11 protein-coding genes are annotated in these 15,185 nt (G+C 62.7%); all 11 read left to right on the top strand.

What is annotated here, in order from left to right; translation table 11 throughout:
• The first annotated feature begins 107 nt into the window (after positions 1 to 107).
• The 11 genes from pilM to CWR53_RS21150 all read left to right on the top strand — a co-directional run bounded on the left by pilM (position 108) and on the right by CWR53_RS21150 (position 15,129).
• Positions 108 to 989: a type IV pilus biogenesis protein PilM gene (gene pilM / locus CWR53_RS21200; protein ID WP_100852427.1), complete on the top strand. Its 882-nt coding sequence runs from the start codon at positions 108 to 110 to the stop codon at positions 987 to 989.
• Complete coding sequence (locus CWR53_RS21195) at positions 986 to 1,522, top strand: PilN domain-containing protein (protein ID WP_100852426.1); 537 nt, start codon at positions 986 to 988, stop codon at positions 1,520 to 1,522. Before pilM ends, CWR53_RS21195 begins: the two co-directional genes overlap by 4 nt.
• On the top strand, positions 1,519 to 2,535 hold the full coding sequence (locus CWR53_RS21190) for a pilus assembly protein PilP (protein ID WP_100852425.1): 1,017 nt from the start codon (positions 1,519 to 1,521) through the stop codon (positions 2,533 to 2,535). The genes CWR53_RS21195 and CWR53_RS21190 overlap by 4 nt, the downstream gene beginning before the upstream one ends.
• Positions 2,459 to 3,721 (top strand): type IV pilus secretin PilQ, encoded by a 1,263-nt coding sequence (locus CWR53_RS21185; protein ID WP_100852424.1) that lies wholly within the window; start codon positions 2,459 to 2,461, stop codon positions 3,719 to 3,721. The genes CWR53_RS21190 and CWR53_RS21185 overlap by 77 nt, the downstream gene beginning before the upstream one ends.
• 4 nt (positions 3,722 to 3,725) lie before the next feature.
• Positions 3,726 to 4,244, top strand: coding sequence for a shikimate kinase AroK (gene aroK, locus CWR53_RS21180; protein ID WP_027913510.1), 519 nt, complete (start codon positions 3,726 to 3,728; stop codon positions 4,242 to 4,244).
• A 99-nt stretch (positions 4,245 to 4,343) separates the two neighbouring features.
• Entirely contained in the window at positions 4,344 to 5,441 is a 1,098-nt protein-coding gene (gene aroB, locus CWR53_RS21175; protein WP_058602920.1) for a 3-dehydroquinate synthase, read from the top strand.
• A 15-nt stretch (positions 5,442 to 5,456) separates the two neighbouring features.
• On the top strand, positions 5,457 to 7,049 hold the full coding sequence (locus tag CWR53_RS21170) for an SPOR domain-containing protein (RefSeq protein WP_100852423.1): 1,593 nt from the start codon (positions 5,457 to 5,459) through the stop codon (positions 7,047 to 7,049).
• Positions 7,050 to 7,420: 371 nt separating this feature from the next.
• Positions 7,421 to 11,866 (top strand): glutamate synthase large subunit, encoded by a 4,446-nt coding sequence (gene gltB, locus CWR53_RS21165; protein WP_100852422.1) that lies wholly within the window; start codon positions 7,421 to 7,423, stop codon positions 11,864 to 11,866.
• Positions 11,867 to 11,987: 121 nt separating this feature from the next.
• Positions 11,988 to 13,406: an FAD-dependent oxidoreductase gene (locus CWR53_RS21160; RefSeq protein ID WP_058602923.1), complete on the top strand. Its 1,419-nt coding sequence runs from the start codon at positions 11,988 to 11,990 to the stop codon at positions 13,404 to 13,406.
• A gap of 177 nt (positions 13,407 to 13,583) precedes the next feature.
• Positions 13,584 to 14,648: a uroporphyrinogen decarboxylase gene (hemE, locus tag CWR53_RS21155; protein ID WP_058602924.1), complete on the top strand. Its 1,065-nt coding sequence runs from the start codon at positions 13,584 to 13,586 to the stop codon at positions 14,646 to 14,648.
• 130 nt (positions 14,649 to 14,778) lie between these two features.
• A complete protein-coding gene (locus CWR53_RS21150; RefSeq protein ID WP_058602925.1) occupies positions 14,779 to 15,129 on the top strand; it encodes a YgiW/YdeI family stress tolerance OB fold protein in 351 nt (116 codons plus the stop codon).
• The last annotated feature ends 56 nt before the right edge of the window (positions 15,130 to 15,185 follow it).

Raw genomic sequence — 15,185 nt, 5'->3', positions numbered from 1 at the left:
TATAAGCATTTTTCGCCACGCCGGGGTTACCGCCCGGGCTGCTCGTCGTCTGGCGGCGGCCGGGTTCAGGGAACGCCCCAGGGGGTATCGAGCGCAGGGAGGCCGCGATGCTTGGACGCTTTAGCAAGGGTGCCGGTTCATTTACAGGGATTGAAATCGTCGAGAATGCGGTGCGGGTGGTGCAGTTGCGTAAACGCAAGCGGGGCTTTGAGGTGCTGTGCCAGACACAGGAATCCTACCGACAGCCAGCGGCCACCACTTGGATGGCCCAGCCAGCACATGCTGCAGCTGCGCTGCGGCGCGCCTTCGAACGTCACGGTCTACGCCAGCATCGAGTGGCCATGGCGCTGCCAGCCGACCAGGTGATCTGCAAGCCGTGCCGCCTGCCGCGCCAGGCTTGTGAGGAACAGATCGAAGCGCAGTTGCTCGCCGAAGCCGAGCGGCTACTGCCTTTTGCACTGGATGACTTGGCCATGGATTTTCATGTGCTGGGTCCCAGCCTTGATGAGCCGAACAGTATTGACGTGATGGTGGCGGCTTGCCGGCAAAGCACGCTGGCACTGGTGCAATCGATGGTGACGCAAGCGGGGCTGCAATTGGAAGCCGTCGAGGTCGACACAATCGCCCTTGCCCGCCTGTTACCGCTTGCATTTTCGGATCAGGCCGCCTTGTTGCGGATCGATCGGCAAAACATTGTGCTGCATCGCTGGCAACCCCAGGGCGTCTGCCAGCGATGGGAGTGGACGGCGACTGAACCCCTGCTGCCGGGCGAGTTGCCAGAGCAGGTTGTCGCGGCGCTCGTGTCGCAGGGGCTGCCGGCAGGCCTGTGGGTGTCAAGCGGTGCCTGCATGACCCATCGGCACCTGCAAGCGATGAGCGAAAGGCTCAACGTACGTTGCCGGCCGTTGCCTGCACCCGGCGGGCTCGAATGTCTCGGCGGCCCCATGCTGCTTGCCAGCACGCTGGCGGCAGGAGGGTTGCGGGCATGATCCGGTTCAACCTGCTGCCTTGGCGCGAGCGGAAGCGGCAAGCAGCCATTCGGCGCTTTCGCAACCAGCTGTTGGCAAGCGCATTGGCGGCCCTGTGCGCCGTGACAACGGTCGATCAGCTGGCGCGTCAACGGGCCCACTTGCAGGCGGCCGATAACAAGCAGCGAGCGGCTGAATTGGCGGTCCTGAGTGAGCCCACAGCGTCCAGGGCACAGCTGCAGGACCAGCACGCCGCGTCGTCGAGCCAGCTTTCCCGGTTTGAGACGCTGCGCGCTGAGCAGCGCATCCTGGAGGGGTTGTTCACGGACCTTGAGCGCGCCCTGCCAACTACTGTGCAGTTGTTGGGCCTGCAATTTGAAGCCAGCCACCTGCAGATAACAGGCCTGGCTCCCTCTGGCGCCGTGATCGCCCAGTTCATGCGGGACCTGGGTCGCTCGGGCATGTTGATCGACCTGCAACTCAAGCAGATCAAAAGCCTGCCCCGTGCCGATCAGTTCCTGCTGACAGCACGCGTCGCGGCGTCCTGGTCATGAAACTGCAGGCGGCCTTTGAGCGCGCGTCGGCGTTCGGGCAGTCCGTGCGGGCCAAGCGCATGGCGCCGGTGCTGCTGGCCTGTTGTCTGTTCGCCCTGGGCTGCGCGATACGCCTGCCAGCAGCGCTGCAGCAAATGGACCGGGAGCAGGCCAGGGCCCAGGCGCTGGATGAGCGGCAATCGGCCTTGAACGCAGAACGCGCGGGGCTCGACAGCCTGCGCGCCGCGGTGGCTGAGGCCGAGCAACGCTTGCAGGTGGCCCTGTGGAACATGGCCGCCGGCCAGGACATGAGCGACCTGGTGGATCACATCGCGGCGTTGGGCCGCGCCCACGGCTTGCTCATCGAGCTGCTGCGGGTGCAAGAGGCGCAAACCCACGGTGATTACCAACAGGTGCCGCTGGAACTGCGGGTCAAAGGCGAGTATGCCGGCGTGCGGCAATGGTTGTTCGAGTGGCTTGGCCAGGCTCGGCTGCTGCGCACTGGCGACATGAGCCTGGAACCTGTCACCGGGCAGCCTGGCATGGTGCAACTGCGGCTGCAGGTCGATGCCTTCCAGGCAACCGTCCCAATGCTGCCGGCACAGGCATTGGCCCAGCTGCCGGCACGCATGCCCGTGGCGGCACCGCACGTCGATCCATTCAGGCCGCAGCAGGACCAACTGCCTGATCGCGGGCTGGCAAGCGTGCCGCTGTCGCAGGTGCGCATGGTTGGCAGTCTGTCGCGGGCACAGGCTCACGAAGCGCTGTTGATGGCAGCCGGTAGGGTTCATCGGGTACGCCTGGGTGACCGGGTCGGGCGCGATCAAGGGGTCGTTGCACATATCGATTCGGGTCAGGTGGAAATTCGCGAACACTGGTTCATGGACGGTGCATGGCACGAGCGCGTTGCGTTTATCTCTATGGCAACACCTGCGGGCAAGGAGGCCCTGATCCTGGATGAGCAAGACATGGAAATGGCTACTCGCAACCCTGCTGTTGCCGTTGACGGCAATGGCCGCCCCCTACCAGGGTGAACGGCTGTCACTGAATTTTCAGGATGTCGAGGTACGCGCCGTGCTGCAGGTGCTTGCCGACCATGCCGGTATCAACCTGGTCGCCAGCGACGACGTCCAAGGGAGCGTCACCTTGCGGCTGGAAGATGTCCCCTGGGATCAAGCGATCGACCTGGTATTGCGCAGCAAGGGCCTGGGTCGACGCCAGGACGGCAATGTACTGCTGATCGCACCGCTTTCGACCCTGAGCGCGCAGTCGTTCGAGGACACCGCAAATTCACTCGACGTGCAACAACAGCCCATGCGTCGAGAACTGATGCGTATCCACTATGCCAAGGCCGCAGATTTGTCCGAGCTATTGTTGGCGAGCCTGTCTGAGGACGGCATCCTTGCCGGCAGGGGCAGCCTGGGTGTGGATGAGCGTACCAACACGCTGGTGGTCCACCAGCCGGCGAATCGACTTGCCGAGATTCGGCAACTGATCGCCCAGCTGGATGTGCCCGTGCGTCAGGTCGCGATCGAAGCCCGTATCGTGGAGGCCAACGTCGACTACCAGAAAGGCCTGGGGGTGCGATGGGGTGGCGACCTGTACAGCACCGTGCCGAGACCGGGCAAGGACCTGTTCGTTGACTTGGGCGTCGAGCGGGGCAGCAGCCTTGGCGTTGGTCTGTTGCGCGGCGACGTGCTCCTTGATCTTGAGCTCAGCGCCATGGAAAAGAGCGGTGAGGGCGAGATCATCTCGCAGCCCAAGGTAGTGACCGCTGACAAGGAGACGGCGCGGATACTCAAAGGTACCGAGGTGCCTTACCAGCAGTCCAACAAGAACGGCGCTACAACCGTATCGTTTCGCGAGGCTTCGCTTTCACTGGAAGTAACGCCGCAGATCACGCCCGATGACAGTGTCGTCATGACCGTGAGAGTGACCAAGGACGAACCTGACTACGTCAATGCCCTGAATGACGTCCCGCCCATTCGCAAGAACGAGGTCAATGCCAAGGTCAGGGTCGAGAACGGGCAGACCATCGTGATCGGTGGCGTTTACTCGACCACGCAAAACAATGTGGTGGACAAGGTGCCATTTCTTGGCGATCTGCCGTATGTTGGACGGCTGTTTCGACGCGATGTATTACAAGAGAAAAAATCCGAGCTGCTGGTCTTCCTGACTCCGCGTATCATGAGTGACCAGACGATTGCTGTGAGTCGTTGATTCTGTGCGAAATTTGATACTTGTGGGGCCCATGGGTGCTGGTAAAAGCACCATCGGGCGCCTATTGGCCAAAGAGCTGCGCCTGCCATTCAGGGATTCCGACAAGGAAATCGAACTGAGGTGCGGTGCCAACATCCCGTGGATCTTCGACAAGGAAGGCGAGCCGGGTTTCCGTGACCGCGAGCAGGCCATGATCGCCGAGTTGTGCAGCCTCGATGGCGTGGTCGTTGCCACCGGCGGCGGGGCTGTCATGCGCGAGGCCAATCGCCGCGCGCTGCACCAGGGCGGCCGGGTGATCTACCTGCATGCCTCGGTCGAGCAGCAGGTCGGCCGCACCGCTCGCGATCGCAACCGGCCATTGCTGCGTACCGCCAACCCGGAGGCGACCCTGCGCGCCTTGCTCGAAACCCGAGACCCGCTCTACCGTGAAATTGCCGATCTGGTGGTGCAAACCGACGAGCGGCCACCGCGGATGGTAGTGATCGACATTCTCGAGCGCCTGCAGCAGTTGCCGCCCCGCTAACCCGGGACTATTCTCGGCCTCCTGCGCCAAGGCGAGGTTCAACGATACCGCGTGGCTTGCCTGCCAAAGGCGCCGTGCACCAGCTCATTGTGGGGATACATGCAGACACTGAAGGTCGACCTGGGCGAGCGCAGCTACCCGATATACATTGGCGAAGGCCTGCTTGACCAGCCTGAGTGGCTGACGCCGCATATCGCGGGCCGTCAGGTTGCCATCGTTTCCAATGAAACTGTGGCGCCGCTCTATCTGGAGCGCCTGAGCAAGACCTTGGGGGCTTATAGCGTACTGCCGGTGGTACTGCCTGACGGTGAGGCCCACAAGAACTGGGAAACGTTGCAGCTGATCTTCGATGGCCTGCTGACGGCCCGCCACGATCGGCGCACTACCGTCGTGGCCCTCGGTGGCGGCGTGATCGGCGACATGGCCGGTTTTGCCGCGGCGTGCTATCAGCGCGGTGTGGATTTCATCCAGGTGCCCACCACCCTGCTGTCGCAGGTGGATTCGTCGGTTGGCGGCAAGACCGGCATCAATCACCCACTGGGCAAGAACATGGTCGGCGCGTTCTACCAGCCCAACGCCGTGGTGATCGACACCACGACGCTCGGGACCCTGCCAGCCCGTGAGCTGTCTGCCGGGTTGGCCGAAGTCATCAAATACGGCTTGATCTGTGACAAGCCTTTCATGGCCTGGCTCGAAGAAAATATGCCGGCGCTGCGCAGTCTTGACCCAGTAGCGTTGACCGAAGCCATCCGTCGCTCGTGCGCGGCCAAGGCAGCCGTCGTAGGGGCTGACGAGCGCGAGTCGGGTGTTCGGGCCACGCTCAATCTTGGCCATACCTTCGGCCACGCCATCGAAACCCATATGGGCTATGGCGTCTGGCTGCATGGCGAAGCCGTGGCAGCAGGTACGGCCATGGCGCTGGAGATGTCCATGCGGCTGGGCTGGATCACTCAGGCCGAACGCGACCGCGGCATTGGCTTGCTGCTGGAAGCAGGCTTGCCGGTGGTGCCCCCACAGGAAATGACTCCGGCGCATTTCATGGAACACATGGCGGTCGACAAGAAGGTGCTGGACGGCCGTCTGCGCTTGGTGCTGCTGCGCCAGCTAGGCGAGGCCGTGGTCACCGACGACTATCCCAATGAGATTCTTCAGGCCACGCTGTCGGCGGATTACCGCGCGATCGTGGCCCAGCTTTGAGGTTGTGACAGCGCAATGACCAGTTTGCACGCCGATGAGGCCTTTCTCGACCATTACCAACTGAGCCACGACCCGTTCGCACCACGCGTACCGGGCTTCAAGTTCTTCCCCGCCCAGCGCAAGCCGGTTCTGGCACAGCTGCACCACCTGGCTCGCTACAGCCACCTGATGCTGGTGGTCACCGGGCCTCTGGGCAGCGGCAAGACCCTGCTGCGCCAGGCGCTGGCGGCCAGCACCAACAAGCAGTCGGTGCAGAGCGTCGTGGTGTCGGCCCGCAGTGCCGGCGATGCTGCCAGTATTCTCGGCCAGATCGCGCAATACCTGGATGTGGCCGAGCCGCAGGTACAGAGCATCCTGTCCAAGATGGTGCAACTGGCCCTGACTGGCCAGGAAGTGTATCTACTGGTGGACGATGCGGAACAACTGGACGAGTCGGCACTCCAAGCGTTGCTGGAATTGGCGGCAGGCGTTCCCGAAGGGCGTCCGCATGTCTTCCTGTTCGGTGAGCCATCGCTGATTGCAGGGCTCGATGAGTTGAATATCGAGGAAGAACGCTTCCACATCATTGAACTTGCGCCGTACAGCGAGGAAGAAACCCGCGAATACCTCGAACAGCGCCTGGTGGGTGCCGGTCGGGGTATCGAGGTGTTCAGCCGGGAGCAGATCGCCGATATCCATGAAAATGCCGATGGGTGGCCTGGCACTATCAACCAGGTTGCCCGTGACACTCTGATCGAAGCCATGATCGCCAGCCGCACGACGGCAAAGCGACCAGCCATGGGGTTCAAGATGCCTAAAAAACACGTACTCGCGCTATCCGCCGTGGTCGTCGTCGCCGTGGCCGCGGCGGTGTTGATGCCCCGCAAGGGCGACAAGGCCCCTGAAGATGCACCCGCAGCCCAAGCCCAGTTGCCCCTTGGCGACGGCAATTCCAGCGCGGCAATCGAGTTCTCCGGCTCTTCCCAGCCCAAGCCCCTGCCGTTGGGCGGGCAGTCGCAACCGGTGATGCGTGAACCGTTGGCCCAGGCAGCAGGCATGGGCGAGGGCGAAGAAGGCAGCCCGGCGGGTGATACCGCGCTGCAACCGGGCAATCCGCCACCTACGGTCACCACCATCGCACCGCCACAGGGCGTGTCTGCAGGCCCAGCGCCGGCGCCTGCCCAGCCGATTACCTCCACGCCCAAGCCGGCGGTCACGCAACAGCCCAAGCAGACCACGCCGGCCAAGCCTGAGCCTGCACCTACCCAGGTGGCGGTGGCCAAGCCCGCGCCCAAGGCTGCCGAGAAACCTGCTGAAAAATCAGCGTCAGGTGGCAGCGGCAACAGCGCCTGGTACACCGGCCAGAAGCCGGGCAACTACGTGGTGCAGATTCTGGGGACTAGCTCCGAAGCGTCGGCCCAGGCCTTTGTGAAAGCCCAAGGTGGCGACTATCGCTACTTCCGCAAGTCCCTGCAGGGCAAGCCGCTGTACGTGGTCACCTACGGCAACTTCGCCAACCGCGATGCAGCGGTGGCCGCCATCAAGAACTTGCCAGCGAAGGTCCAGGCTGGTAAACCTTGGCCACGTACTGTCGCCAGCGTCCAACAAGAGCTGGCTTCGGCCCGCTGATACCTTCCGGGCAGCATCACCCCGCTGCCCTGTAGCCAAGCGAATTCTGGTTTTCGTCTAGCCTGCTGCGCCCAAGCGCGGCAGGCTTTTCTGTCCCGGGCTGTCGGCCACAAGCCACCCACGCAGCTCTGGCTGAATCGCTTCAGAGTCCAGTAAAGTCGCCACTTGGTTGGTGGCATCAATACATTCAAAAATGCGACATAAATTTTCAATGGTGAGACATGAAAATTTGTGAGTGTCGCTGTCGCTGTGCAACAATGGTTTTCCATGGCCACCGCAAAAAAGCTGGCGTTTGATCGGCGTGGATGGTAAGTGGTTGTTAAAAAAGAGATTTGCCTCCGTTGAGGGGTGAACCTGGTGAGAATGTGTCTATGAAAACAGGTCTGTACCATCCCGAAGAATTCAAGGACAACTGTGGTTTTGGCCTGATCGCCCATATGACGGGCGAGCCCAGCCATCACCTTCTGCAAACCGCCATGCAGGCGTTGACCTGCATGACGCACCGCGGCGGTATCAACGCCGACGGCAAGACCGGCGACGGTTGCGGGCTGCTGATGCAGAAGCCCGATCAGTTCCTGCGTGCCATGGCCCAGGAACATTTTGCCGTCGAATTGCCCAGGCAGTACGCCGTCGGCATGGTGTTCTTCAACCAGGACCCGATAAAGGCAGAAGCGGCTCGCGCCAACATGGACCGTGAAATCCGTGCGGCCGGCCTGCAGTTGGTGGGCTGGCGCAAGGTGCCGATCGACACCAGCGTGCTGGGCTGCCTGGCCCTGGAACGCTTGCCGCAGATCGAGCAAGTATTCATCGGCGGCGACGGCCTGAGCGATCAGGAACTGGCCATCAAGCTGTTCAGCGCCCGTCGCCGTTCGTCGGTAGCCAATGCCCATGACGCCGACCACTACATTTGCAGCTTCTCGCACAAGACCATCATCTACAAAGGCTTGATGATGCCGCGGGACCTGGCTGCGTTCTACCCAGACCTGAGCGACGAGCGCCTGCAAACCGCGATTTGCGTGTTCCACCAGCGCTTCTCCACCAACACCCTGCCGAAGTGGCCACTGGCGCAGCCCTTCCGCTTCCTCGCCCATAACGGCGAGATCAATACCATCACGGGTAACCGGAACTGGGCCATGGCCCGGCGGACCAAGTTCGCCAATGACCAGATCCCCGACCTCGAAGAGCTCGGCCCGCTGGTCAACCGCGTCGGCTCAGACTCTTCGAGCATGGACAACATGCTTGAACTGATGGTGACCGGCGGTATCGACCTGTTCCGTGGCGTGCGCATGCTGGTGCCGCCAGCCTGGCAGAACGTCGAGACCATGGACGCCGACCTGCGCGCCTTCTATGAATACAACTCCATGCACATGGAGCCATGGGACGGCCCGGCCGGCATCGTGATGACCGAAGGCCGCCACGCGGTATGCCTGCTCGATCGCAATGGGCTGCGCCCGGCGCGCTGGGTCACCACCACCAACGGCTACATCACCATTGCCTCGGAAATCGGGGTGTGGGGCTATCAGCCTGATGAAGTACTGGCCAAGGGCCGTGTCGGGCCTGGGCAGATCCTGGCGGTGGACACCGAGACCGGGCAGATCCTCGACACCGATGCCATCGATGACCGTCTCAAGTCTCGCCACCCGTACAAGCGCTGGCTGCGTCAGCACGCCACGCGGATCCAGGCGACCCTGACCGACGACCAGGGTGTGGCCAGCTACGACGCTGACCAGCTCAAGCAGTACATGAAGATGTTCCAGGTCACCTTCGAGGAGCGTGACCAGGTGCTGCGCCCCTTGGGTGAGCAGGGCCAGGAGGCGGTCGGTTCAATGGGTGACGACACGCCGATGGCCGTGCTGTCGCAGCGCGTGCGCTCGCCGTACGATTTCTTCCGCCAGCAGTTCGCCCAGGTCACCAACCCGCCGATCGACCCATTGCGCGAAGCGATCGTGATGTCGCTGGAGATCTGCCTGGGCGCCGAGCGCAACATTTTCCAGGAGTCGCCAGAGCATGCCTCACGCGTCATCCTGAGCTCGCCCGTCATTTCGCCGGCCAAGTGGCGCTCGCTGATGAATCTGGAGCGTGACGGCTTCGAGCGTCAGTTGATCGATCTGAACTACGAAGAGGCCGTCGGGCTGGAAGCGGCTATCCGCAACATCGCCGACCAGGCCGAAGAGGCCGTGCGCGCGGGCAAGACGCAACTGGTGCTCAGCGACCGCCACATCGCACCCGGCAAGCTGCCGGTGCATGCTTCGCTGGCCGTAGGTGCAGTGCATCACCGCTTGACCGAGCAAGGCCTGCGTTGCGACAGCAACATCCTGGTGGAAACCGCCACCGCCCGCGACCCGCACCACTTCGCCGTGCTGCTGGGCTTCGGGGCCTCGGCTGTGTACCCGTACCTGGCCTATGAAGTGCTGGCCGACCTGATCCGCACGGGCGAAGTGCTGGGCGATCTGGACGAGGTCTTCAAGTACTACCGCAAGGGCATCTCCAAAGGCCTGCTCAAGATCCTGTCGAAAATGGGCATCTCCACGGTCGCCTCCTACCGGGGCGCCCAGTTGTTCGAAGCCATCGGCCTTGCCGAAGAAGTGGTCGGGCTGAGCTTCAAGGGTGTGTCGAGCCGTATCAAGGGTGCGCGCTTCGTCGATCTGGAGAGTGACCAGAAGCTGTTGGCTGCCGAGGCCTGGAGCGTGCGCAAGCCGATTCAGCAGGGTGGCTTGCTGAAGTTCGTCCACGGTGGCGAATACCACGCCTATAACCCCGACGTGGTCAACACCCTGCAAGCGGCCGTGCAGCAGGGCGACTTCGCCAAGTTCAAGGAGTACACCACGCTGGTCGACCAGCGTCCGGTGTCGATGATTCGCGACCTGTTGAAGGTCAAGGTGGCCGACCAGCCGTTGCCGCTGGAGCAGATCGAGCCGCTCGACGCCATCCTCAAGCGCTTCGATTCTGCCGGTATCTCGCTGGGTGCGCTGTCTCCAGAGGCTCACGAAGCCTTGGCCGAGGCGATGAACCGCCTGGGCGCGCGCTCCAACTCCGGCGAAGGCGGCGAAGACCCAGCCCGCTACGGCACCCTCAAGAGTTCCAAGATCAAGCAGGTGGCGACCGGCCGCTTTGGCGTGACCCCTGAATACCTGGTCAATGCCGAAGTGTTGCAGATCAAGGTGGCCCAGGGCGCCAAACCCGGCGAGGGCGGCCAGCTGCCCGGCGGCAAGGTCAACGGCCTGATCGCCAAGCTGCGCTATGCCGTACCGGGCGTGACGCTGATCTCGCCCCCACCGCACCACGACATCTACTCGATCGAAGACCTGGCGCAGCTGATCTATGACCTTAAGCAGGTCAACCCGCAGGCGCTGGTTTCGGTCAAGCTGGTGGCAGAGGCAGGTGTCGGTACCATCGCCGCTGGCGTGGCCAAGGCCTATGCCGACCTCATCACCATCTCGGGCTACGACGGCGGCACGGGCGCATCGCCACTGACCTCGATCAAGTATGCGGGCGCGCCGTGGGAACTGGGCCTGGCCGAGACTCACCAGACACTGCGCGGCAACGATTTGCGCGGCAAGGTCCGGGTACAGACTGACGGCGGCCTCAAGACCGGCCTGGACGTCATCAAGGCTGCCATCCTGGGTGCCGAGAGCTTCGGCTTCGGCACCGCCCCAATGATCGCGCTGGGCTGCAAGTATCTGCGTATCTGCCACCTGAACAACTGCGCGACCGGCGTGGCGACCCAGAACGACAAGCTGCGCAAGGATCACTACATCGGCACGGTCGACATGGTCGTCAACTTCTTTACCTTCGTTGCCGAGGAAACCCGCGAGTGGCTGGCAAGGCTTGGCGTGCGCAGCCTTGGCGAGCTGATCGGGCGCACCGACCTGCTCGAGGTACTGCCGGGCGACACCGAGCGCCAGCACCACCTGGACCTGACCCCGCTGTTGGGCAGCTCGCACATTGCGGCCGACAAGCCGCAATTCTGCGAGGTGGACAGAAACCCGCCCTTCGACAGGGGCGAGCTTGCCGAGAAGATGGTCGAAATGGCCATGCCGGCTGTGCGTGACCAGGCCGGTGGCGAGTTCGCGCTCGACATCTGCAACTGCGACCGTTCCATCGGTGCGCGTGTCTCCGGTGAAATCGCCCGGTTGTATGGCAACCAGGGCATGGCCGGTGCGCCGATCACGTTCCGTTTCAAAGGCACCGCAGGCCAGAGCTTCGGCGTCTGGAACGCCGGCGGCCTGAACCTGTACCTTGAGGGTGACGCCAACGACTACGTCGGCAAGGGCATGACCGGTGGCAAGGTTACCATCGTGCCGCCGGCTGGCAGCCCGTTCGAAACCCAGCACAGCGCAATCGTCGGCAACACCTGCCTGTACGGCGCTACCGGTGGCAGGTTGTTCGCTGCCGGTACGGCGGGCGAGCGCTTCGCTGTACGCAACTCTGGTGCCCACGCCGTGGTAGAGGGCACTGGTGATCACTGCTGTGAGTACATGACCGGTGGCTTCGTCTGCGTCCTGGGCAAGACCGGTTACAACTTCGGCTCTGGCATGACGGGCGGTTTCGCCTACGTGCTCGACATGGACAACAGCTTCGTCGACAAGCTCAACCACGAACTGGTGGAAATCCAGCGCATCAGTGGTGAAGCGATGGAGGCTTACCGCAGCCACCTGGCGCGGGTTCTTGCCGAGTATGTGGATGAAACCGGCAGTGAGTGGGGGCGCGAGCTCTCCGAAAACCTGGACGACTACGTACGACGTTTCTGGTTGGTCAAGCCCAAGGCGGCCAACCTCAAGCAACTGCTGTCCAGCACCCGCGCCAACCCGCAGTAAACAGCTGCACGTGACCAACCCTGGGCGCTCGAACGGAGCCGCCCAGGGTTTGCCCGGCTCAAGTGATCGTCTTGCGGCTTGCAGCGTGTAGCGTGCGGCTGCTGTTAAGAGGTTTTGAAAAATGGCTGAACGTCTGAATAACGACTTCCAGTTCATCGAAGTGGGCCGCAAGGACCCGAAGAAAAAATTGCTGCGCCAGCGCAAGAAAGAGTTCGTGGAAATCTACGAACCCTTCAAGCCGCAGCAGTCCGTGGAACAGGCGCACCGTTGCCTGGGCTGCGGTAACCCGTATTGCGAGTGGAAGTGCCCCGTGCACAACTTCATTCCCAACTGGTTGAAGCTGGTGTCCGAGGGCAACATCCTGGCGGCCGCCGAGCTGTCGCACCAGACCAACACCTTGCCCGAAGTCTGTGGGCGCGTATGCCCACAGGACCGTCTGTGCGAAGGTGCCTGCACCCTGAACGACGGTTTTGGCGCCGTGACCATCGGCTCGGTGGAAAAGTACATCACCGACACGGCCTTCGCCATGGGCTGGCGCCCGGACATGTCCAAGGTCAAGCCAACCGGCAAGCGCGTGGCCATCATCGGTGCCGGCCCGGCTGGCCTGGGCTGCGCAGACGTACTGGTGCGCGCCGGCGTGACGCCCGTGGTGTTCGACAAGAACCCGGAAATCGGCGGCTTGCTGACCTTCGGCATCCCTGAGTTCAAGCTCGAGAAAAGCGTGCTCAGCAATCGCCGCGAAGTCTTCACCGGCATGGGTATCGAGTTCCGCCTCAACACCAACGTGGGCACGGACGTGACCATGGAGCAGTTGCTGGCTGAGTACGACGCAGTCTTCATGGGCATGGGCACCTATACCTACATGAAAGGCGGCTTCCCTGGCGAGGACCTGCCAGGGGTGCACGATGCTCTGGATTTCCTGATCGCCAACGTCAACCGCAACCTGGGTTTCGAGAAGTCGCCTGAAGATTTCGTCGACATGAAGGGTAAGAAAGTCGTGGTCCTGGGTGGTGGTGACACGGCCATGGACTGCAACCGCACCTCGATTCGCCAGGGTGCCCAGTCGGTGACCTGTGCCTATCGCCGCGACGAAGCCAACATGCCGGGTTCGCGCAAGGAAGTGAAGAACGCCAAGGAAGAGGGGGTCAAGTTCCTCTACAACCGCCAGCCCATCGCCATTGTCGGCGAGGACAAGGTCGAGGGGGTGAAGGTGGTCGAGACCCGACTGGGCGAGCCTGATGCGCGTGGGCGCCGTAGCCCGGAGCCGATCCCAGGCTCCGAAGAGATCCTGCCGGCCGATGCGGTGGTGATCGCGTTCGGCTTCCGCCCTAGCCCTGCCTCCTGGTTCGAGCAGCACGATATCCAGCTCGACAGCCAGGGCCGTGTGGTGGCGCCGGAGAAGAGCAGGTTCAAGCACCAGACCAGCAACCCGAAAGTGTTCGCCGGTGGCGACATGGTGCGCGGGTCGGACCTGGTCGTGACCGCGATCTTCGAAGGGCGCACCGCAGCCGAAGGCATCCTGGACTACCTGGAAGTCTAAGCGCGCCCTGGCAGGTCACGTGGGGTCGCTGGGCGGCCTCATTTGCCAGGGACAAGCGCCCAGACCTGCCCGGGAATGCTTGACCTGAAGCACGCAAAAAACAAAACGCATGGCCCCGACCGTGCCTTTTATGTCGGTGTCTGAGAAAATGCCCCCACTATTTTTCCGGATGCCGACATGACTGCCCTGAAGAACGACCGTTTCCTGCGTGCTCTGCTCAAGCAACCCGTTGACGTGACCCCGGTCTGGATGATGCGCCAGGCCGGCCGCTATCTTCCGGAGTACCGCGCCAGCCGCGCCAAGGCCGGCGACTTCATGAGCCTGTGCAAGAACCCGCAGTTCGCCTGCGAAGTGACCCTGCAGCCGCTGGACCGTTACCCGCTGGATGCGGCGATCCTGTTCTCGGACATCCTCACCATCCCGGACGCCATGGGCCTGGGCCTGTATTTCGAAACCGGTGAAGGCCCGCGTTTCAGGAAGGTGGTCAGCACCCCGGCAGACATCGAGGCGCTGCCTGTTCCCGACGCGCAGAAAGACCTGGGCTATGTGATGGACGCGGTCAGTACCATCCGCCGCGAACTCAACGGCCGCGTGCCGCTGATCGGCTTCTCCGGCAGCCCCTGGACCCTGGCCACCTACATGGTCGAAGGCGGCTCTTCCAAGGATTTTCGCAAGACCAAGGCCATGGCCTATGACAATCCGCAGGCACTGCACCTGTTGCTGGACAAATTGGCGCAGTCGGTGACCACCTACCTCAATGGGCAGATCCTGGCCGGTGCCCAGGCCGTGCAGATCTTCGATACCTGGGGCGGTAACCTGTCGTCGGCGGCCTATCAGGAGTTCTCCCTGGCCTATATGCGCAAGATCGTCAGCGGCCTGATTCGCGAACACGACGGGCGCAAGGTCCCCGTCATTCTGTTCACCAAGAATGGCGGCCTGTGGCTGGAAAGCATTGCTGAAGCAGGGGCCGATGCCCTGGGGCTGGACTGGACCTGCGACATCGGCGATGCCCGTCGCCGGGTGGGTGACAAGGTCGCCTTGCAGGGCAACATGGACCCGACCGTCCTGTATGCCCGGCCGCAGGCCATTCGTGCGGAAGTGGCACGCATCCTGGCCAGCTACGGCCACGGCAGCGGCCATGTGTTCAACCTGGGCCACGGCATCACGCCGGAGGTCGATCCTGAAAACGCGGGCGCTTTCATCAACGCCGTGCACGAGCTGTCGGCGCAGTATCACCTGTGAGCCGCTTGTGACAGCGCACGACGCTGCGTGGCCCGGCCGGGGCTGAGTGCAGCGAGATTGTCGCATTAAGTTTCAATTCAGCGGTGCTCGCTAGGCTGGTCCTACTCCAACAGAGATAGGACCCGCTCCCATGAAAGCACGCTACCTTGCCCTGATCCTTGCCCCCTTGTTCAGCACCGCTGCACTGGCGTCAGGCGGCTACACCGGCCCTGGTGCGCAGTCGATTGCCACCGTGGCCGCTGCCAGCGAGGCCGCGGACGATACGCCGGTGGTCTTGCAGGGCTACGTGACCCGCAAGCTCGACAACGATGACAAATACGAATTCAAGGACAGCACCGGCACCATTACGGTCGAGATCGATGACGAGGACCTGCCGCCCACACCATTCAATGACAAGACCAAGGTCAAGCTGATCGGTGAAGTCGAAAAACACTTGATGAGCCGCGAGGTCGACGTGGACCGGGTCGAGATCATCAACTGATCCAGCGTTCCTGTCGCAGGCAGGCCGGCTCTCGGCGGTTTCACTGCGCCTTGAAC

The sequence above is a fragment of the Pseudomonas sp. SGAir0191 genome (assembly GCF_002812565.2).
GTDB classification, from domain to species: Bacteria; Pseudomonadota; Gammaproteobacteria; order Pseudomonadales; family Pseudomonadaceae; genus Aquipseudomonas; species Aquipseudomonas parafulva_B.
Note: the sequence above shows the minus strand (reverse complement) of the source record. Positions and strands in the feature narration are given on the sequence as shown.

What these genes read in the sequence shown, in the direction of transcription:
- pilM (WP_100852427.1), top strand. Translation starts at nt 108, where the DNA reads ATGCTTGGACGCTTTAGCAAGGGTGCCGGTTCATTTACAGGGATTGAA.
- CWR53_RS21195 (WP_100852426.1), top strand. Translation starts at nt 986, where the DNA reads ATGATCCGGTTCAACCTGCTGCCTTGGCGCGAGCGGAAGCGGCAAGCA.
- CWR53_RS21190 (WP_100852425.1), top strand. Translation starts at nt 1,519, where the DNA reads ATGAAACTGCAGGCGGCCTTTGAGCGCGCGTCGGCGTTCGGGCAGTCC.
- CWR53_RS21185 (WP_100852424.1), top strand. Translation starts at nt 2,459, where the DNA reads ATGAGCAAGACATGGAAATGGCTACTCGCAACCCTGCTGTTGCCGTTG.
- aroB (WP_058602920.1), top strand. Translation starts at nt 4,344, where the DNA reads ATGCAGACACTGAAGGTCGACCTGGGCGAGCGCAGCTACCCGATATAC.
- CWR53_RS21170 (WP_100852423.1), top strand. Translation starts at nt 5,457, where the DNA reads ATGACCAGTTTGCACGCCGATGAGGCCTTTCTCGACCATTACCAACTG.
- gltB (WP_100852422.1), top strand. Translation starts at nt 7,421, where the DNA reads ATGAAAACAGGTCTGTACCATCCCGAAGAATTCAAGGACAACTGTGGT.
- CWR53_RS21160 (WP_058602923.1), top strand. Translation starts at nt 11,988, where the DNA reads ATGGCTGAACGTCTGAATAACGACTTCCAGTTCATCGAAGTGGGCCGC.
- hemE (WP_058602924.1), top strand. Translation starts at nt 13,584, where the DNA reads ATGACTGCCCTGAAGAACGACCGTTTCCTGCGTGCTCTGCTCAAGCAA.
- CWR53_RS21150 (WP_058602925.1), top strand. Translation starts at nt 14,779, where the DNA reads ATGAAAGCACGCTACCTTGCCCTGATCCTTGCCCCCTTGTTCAGCACC.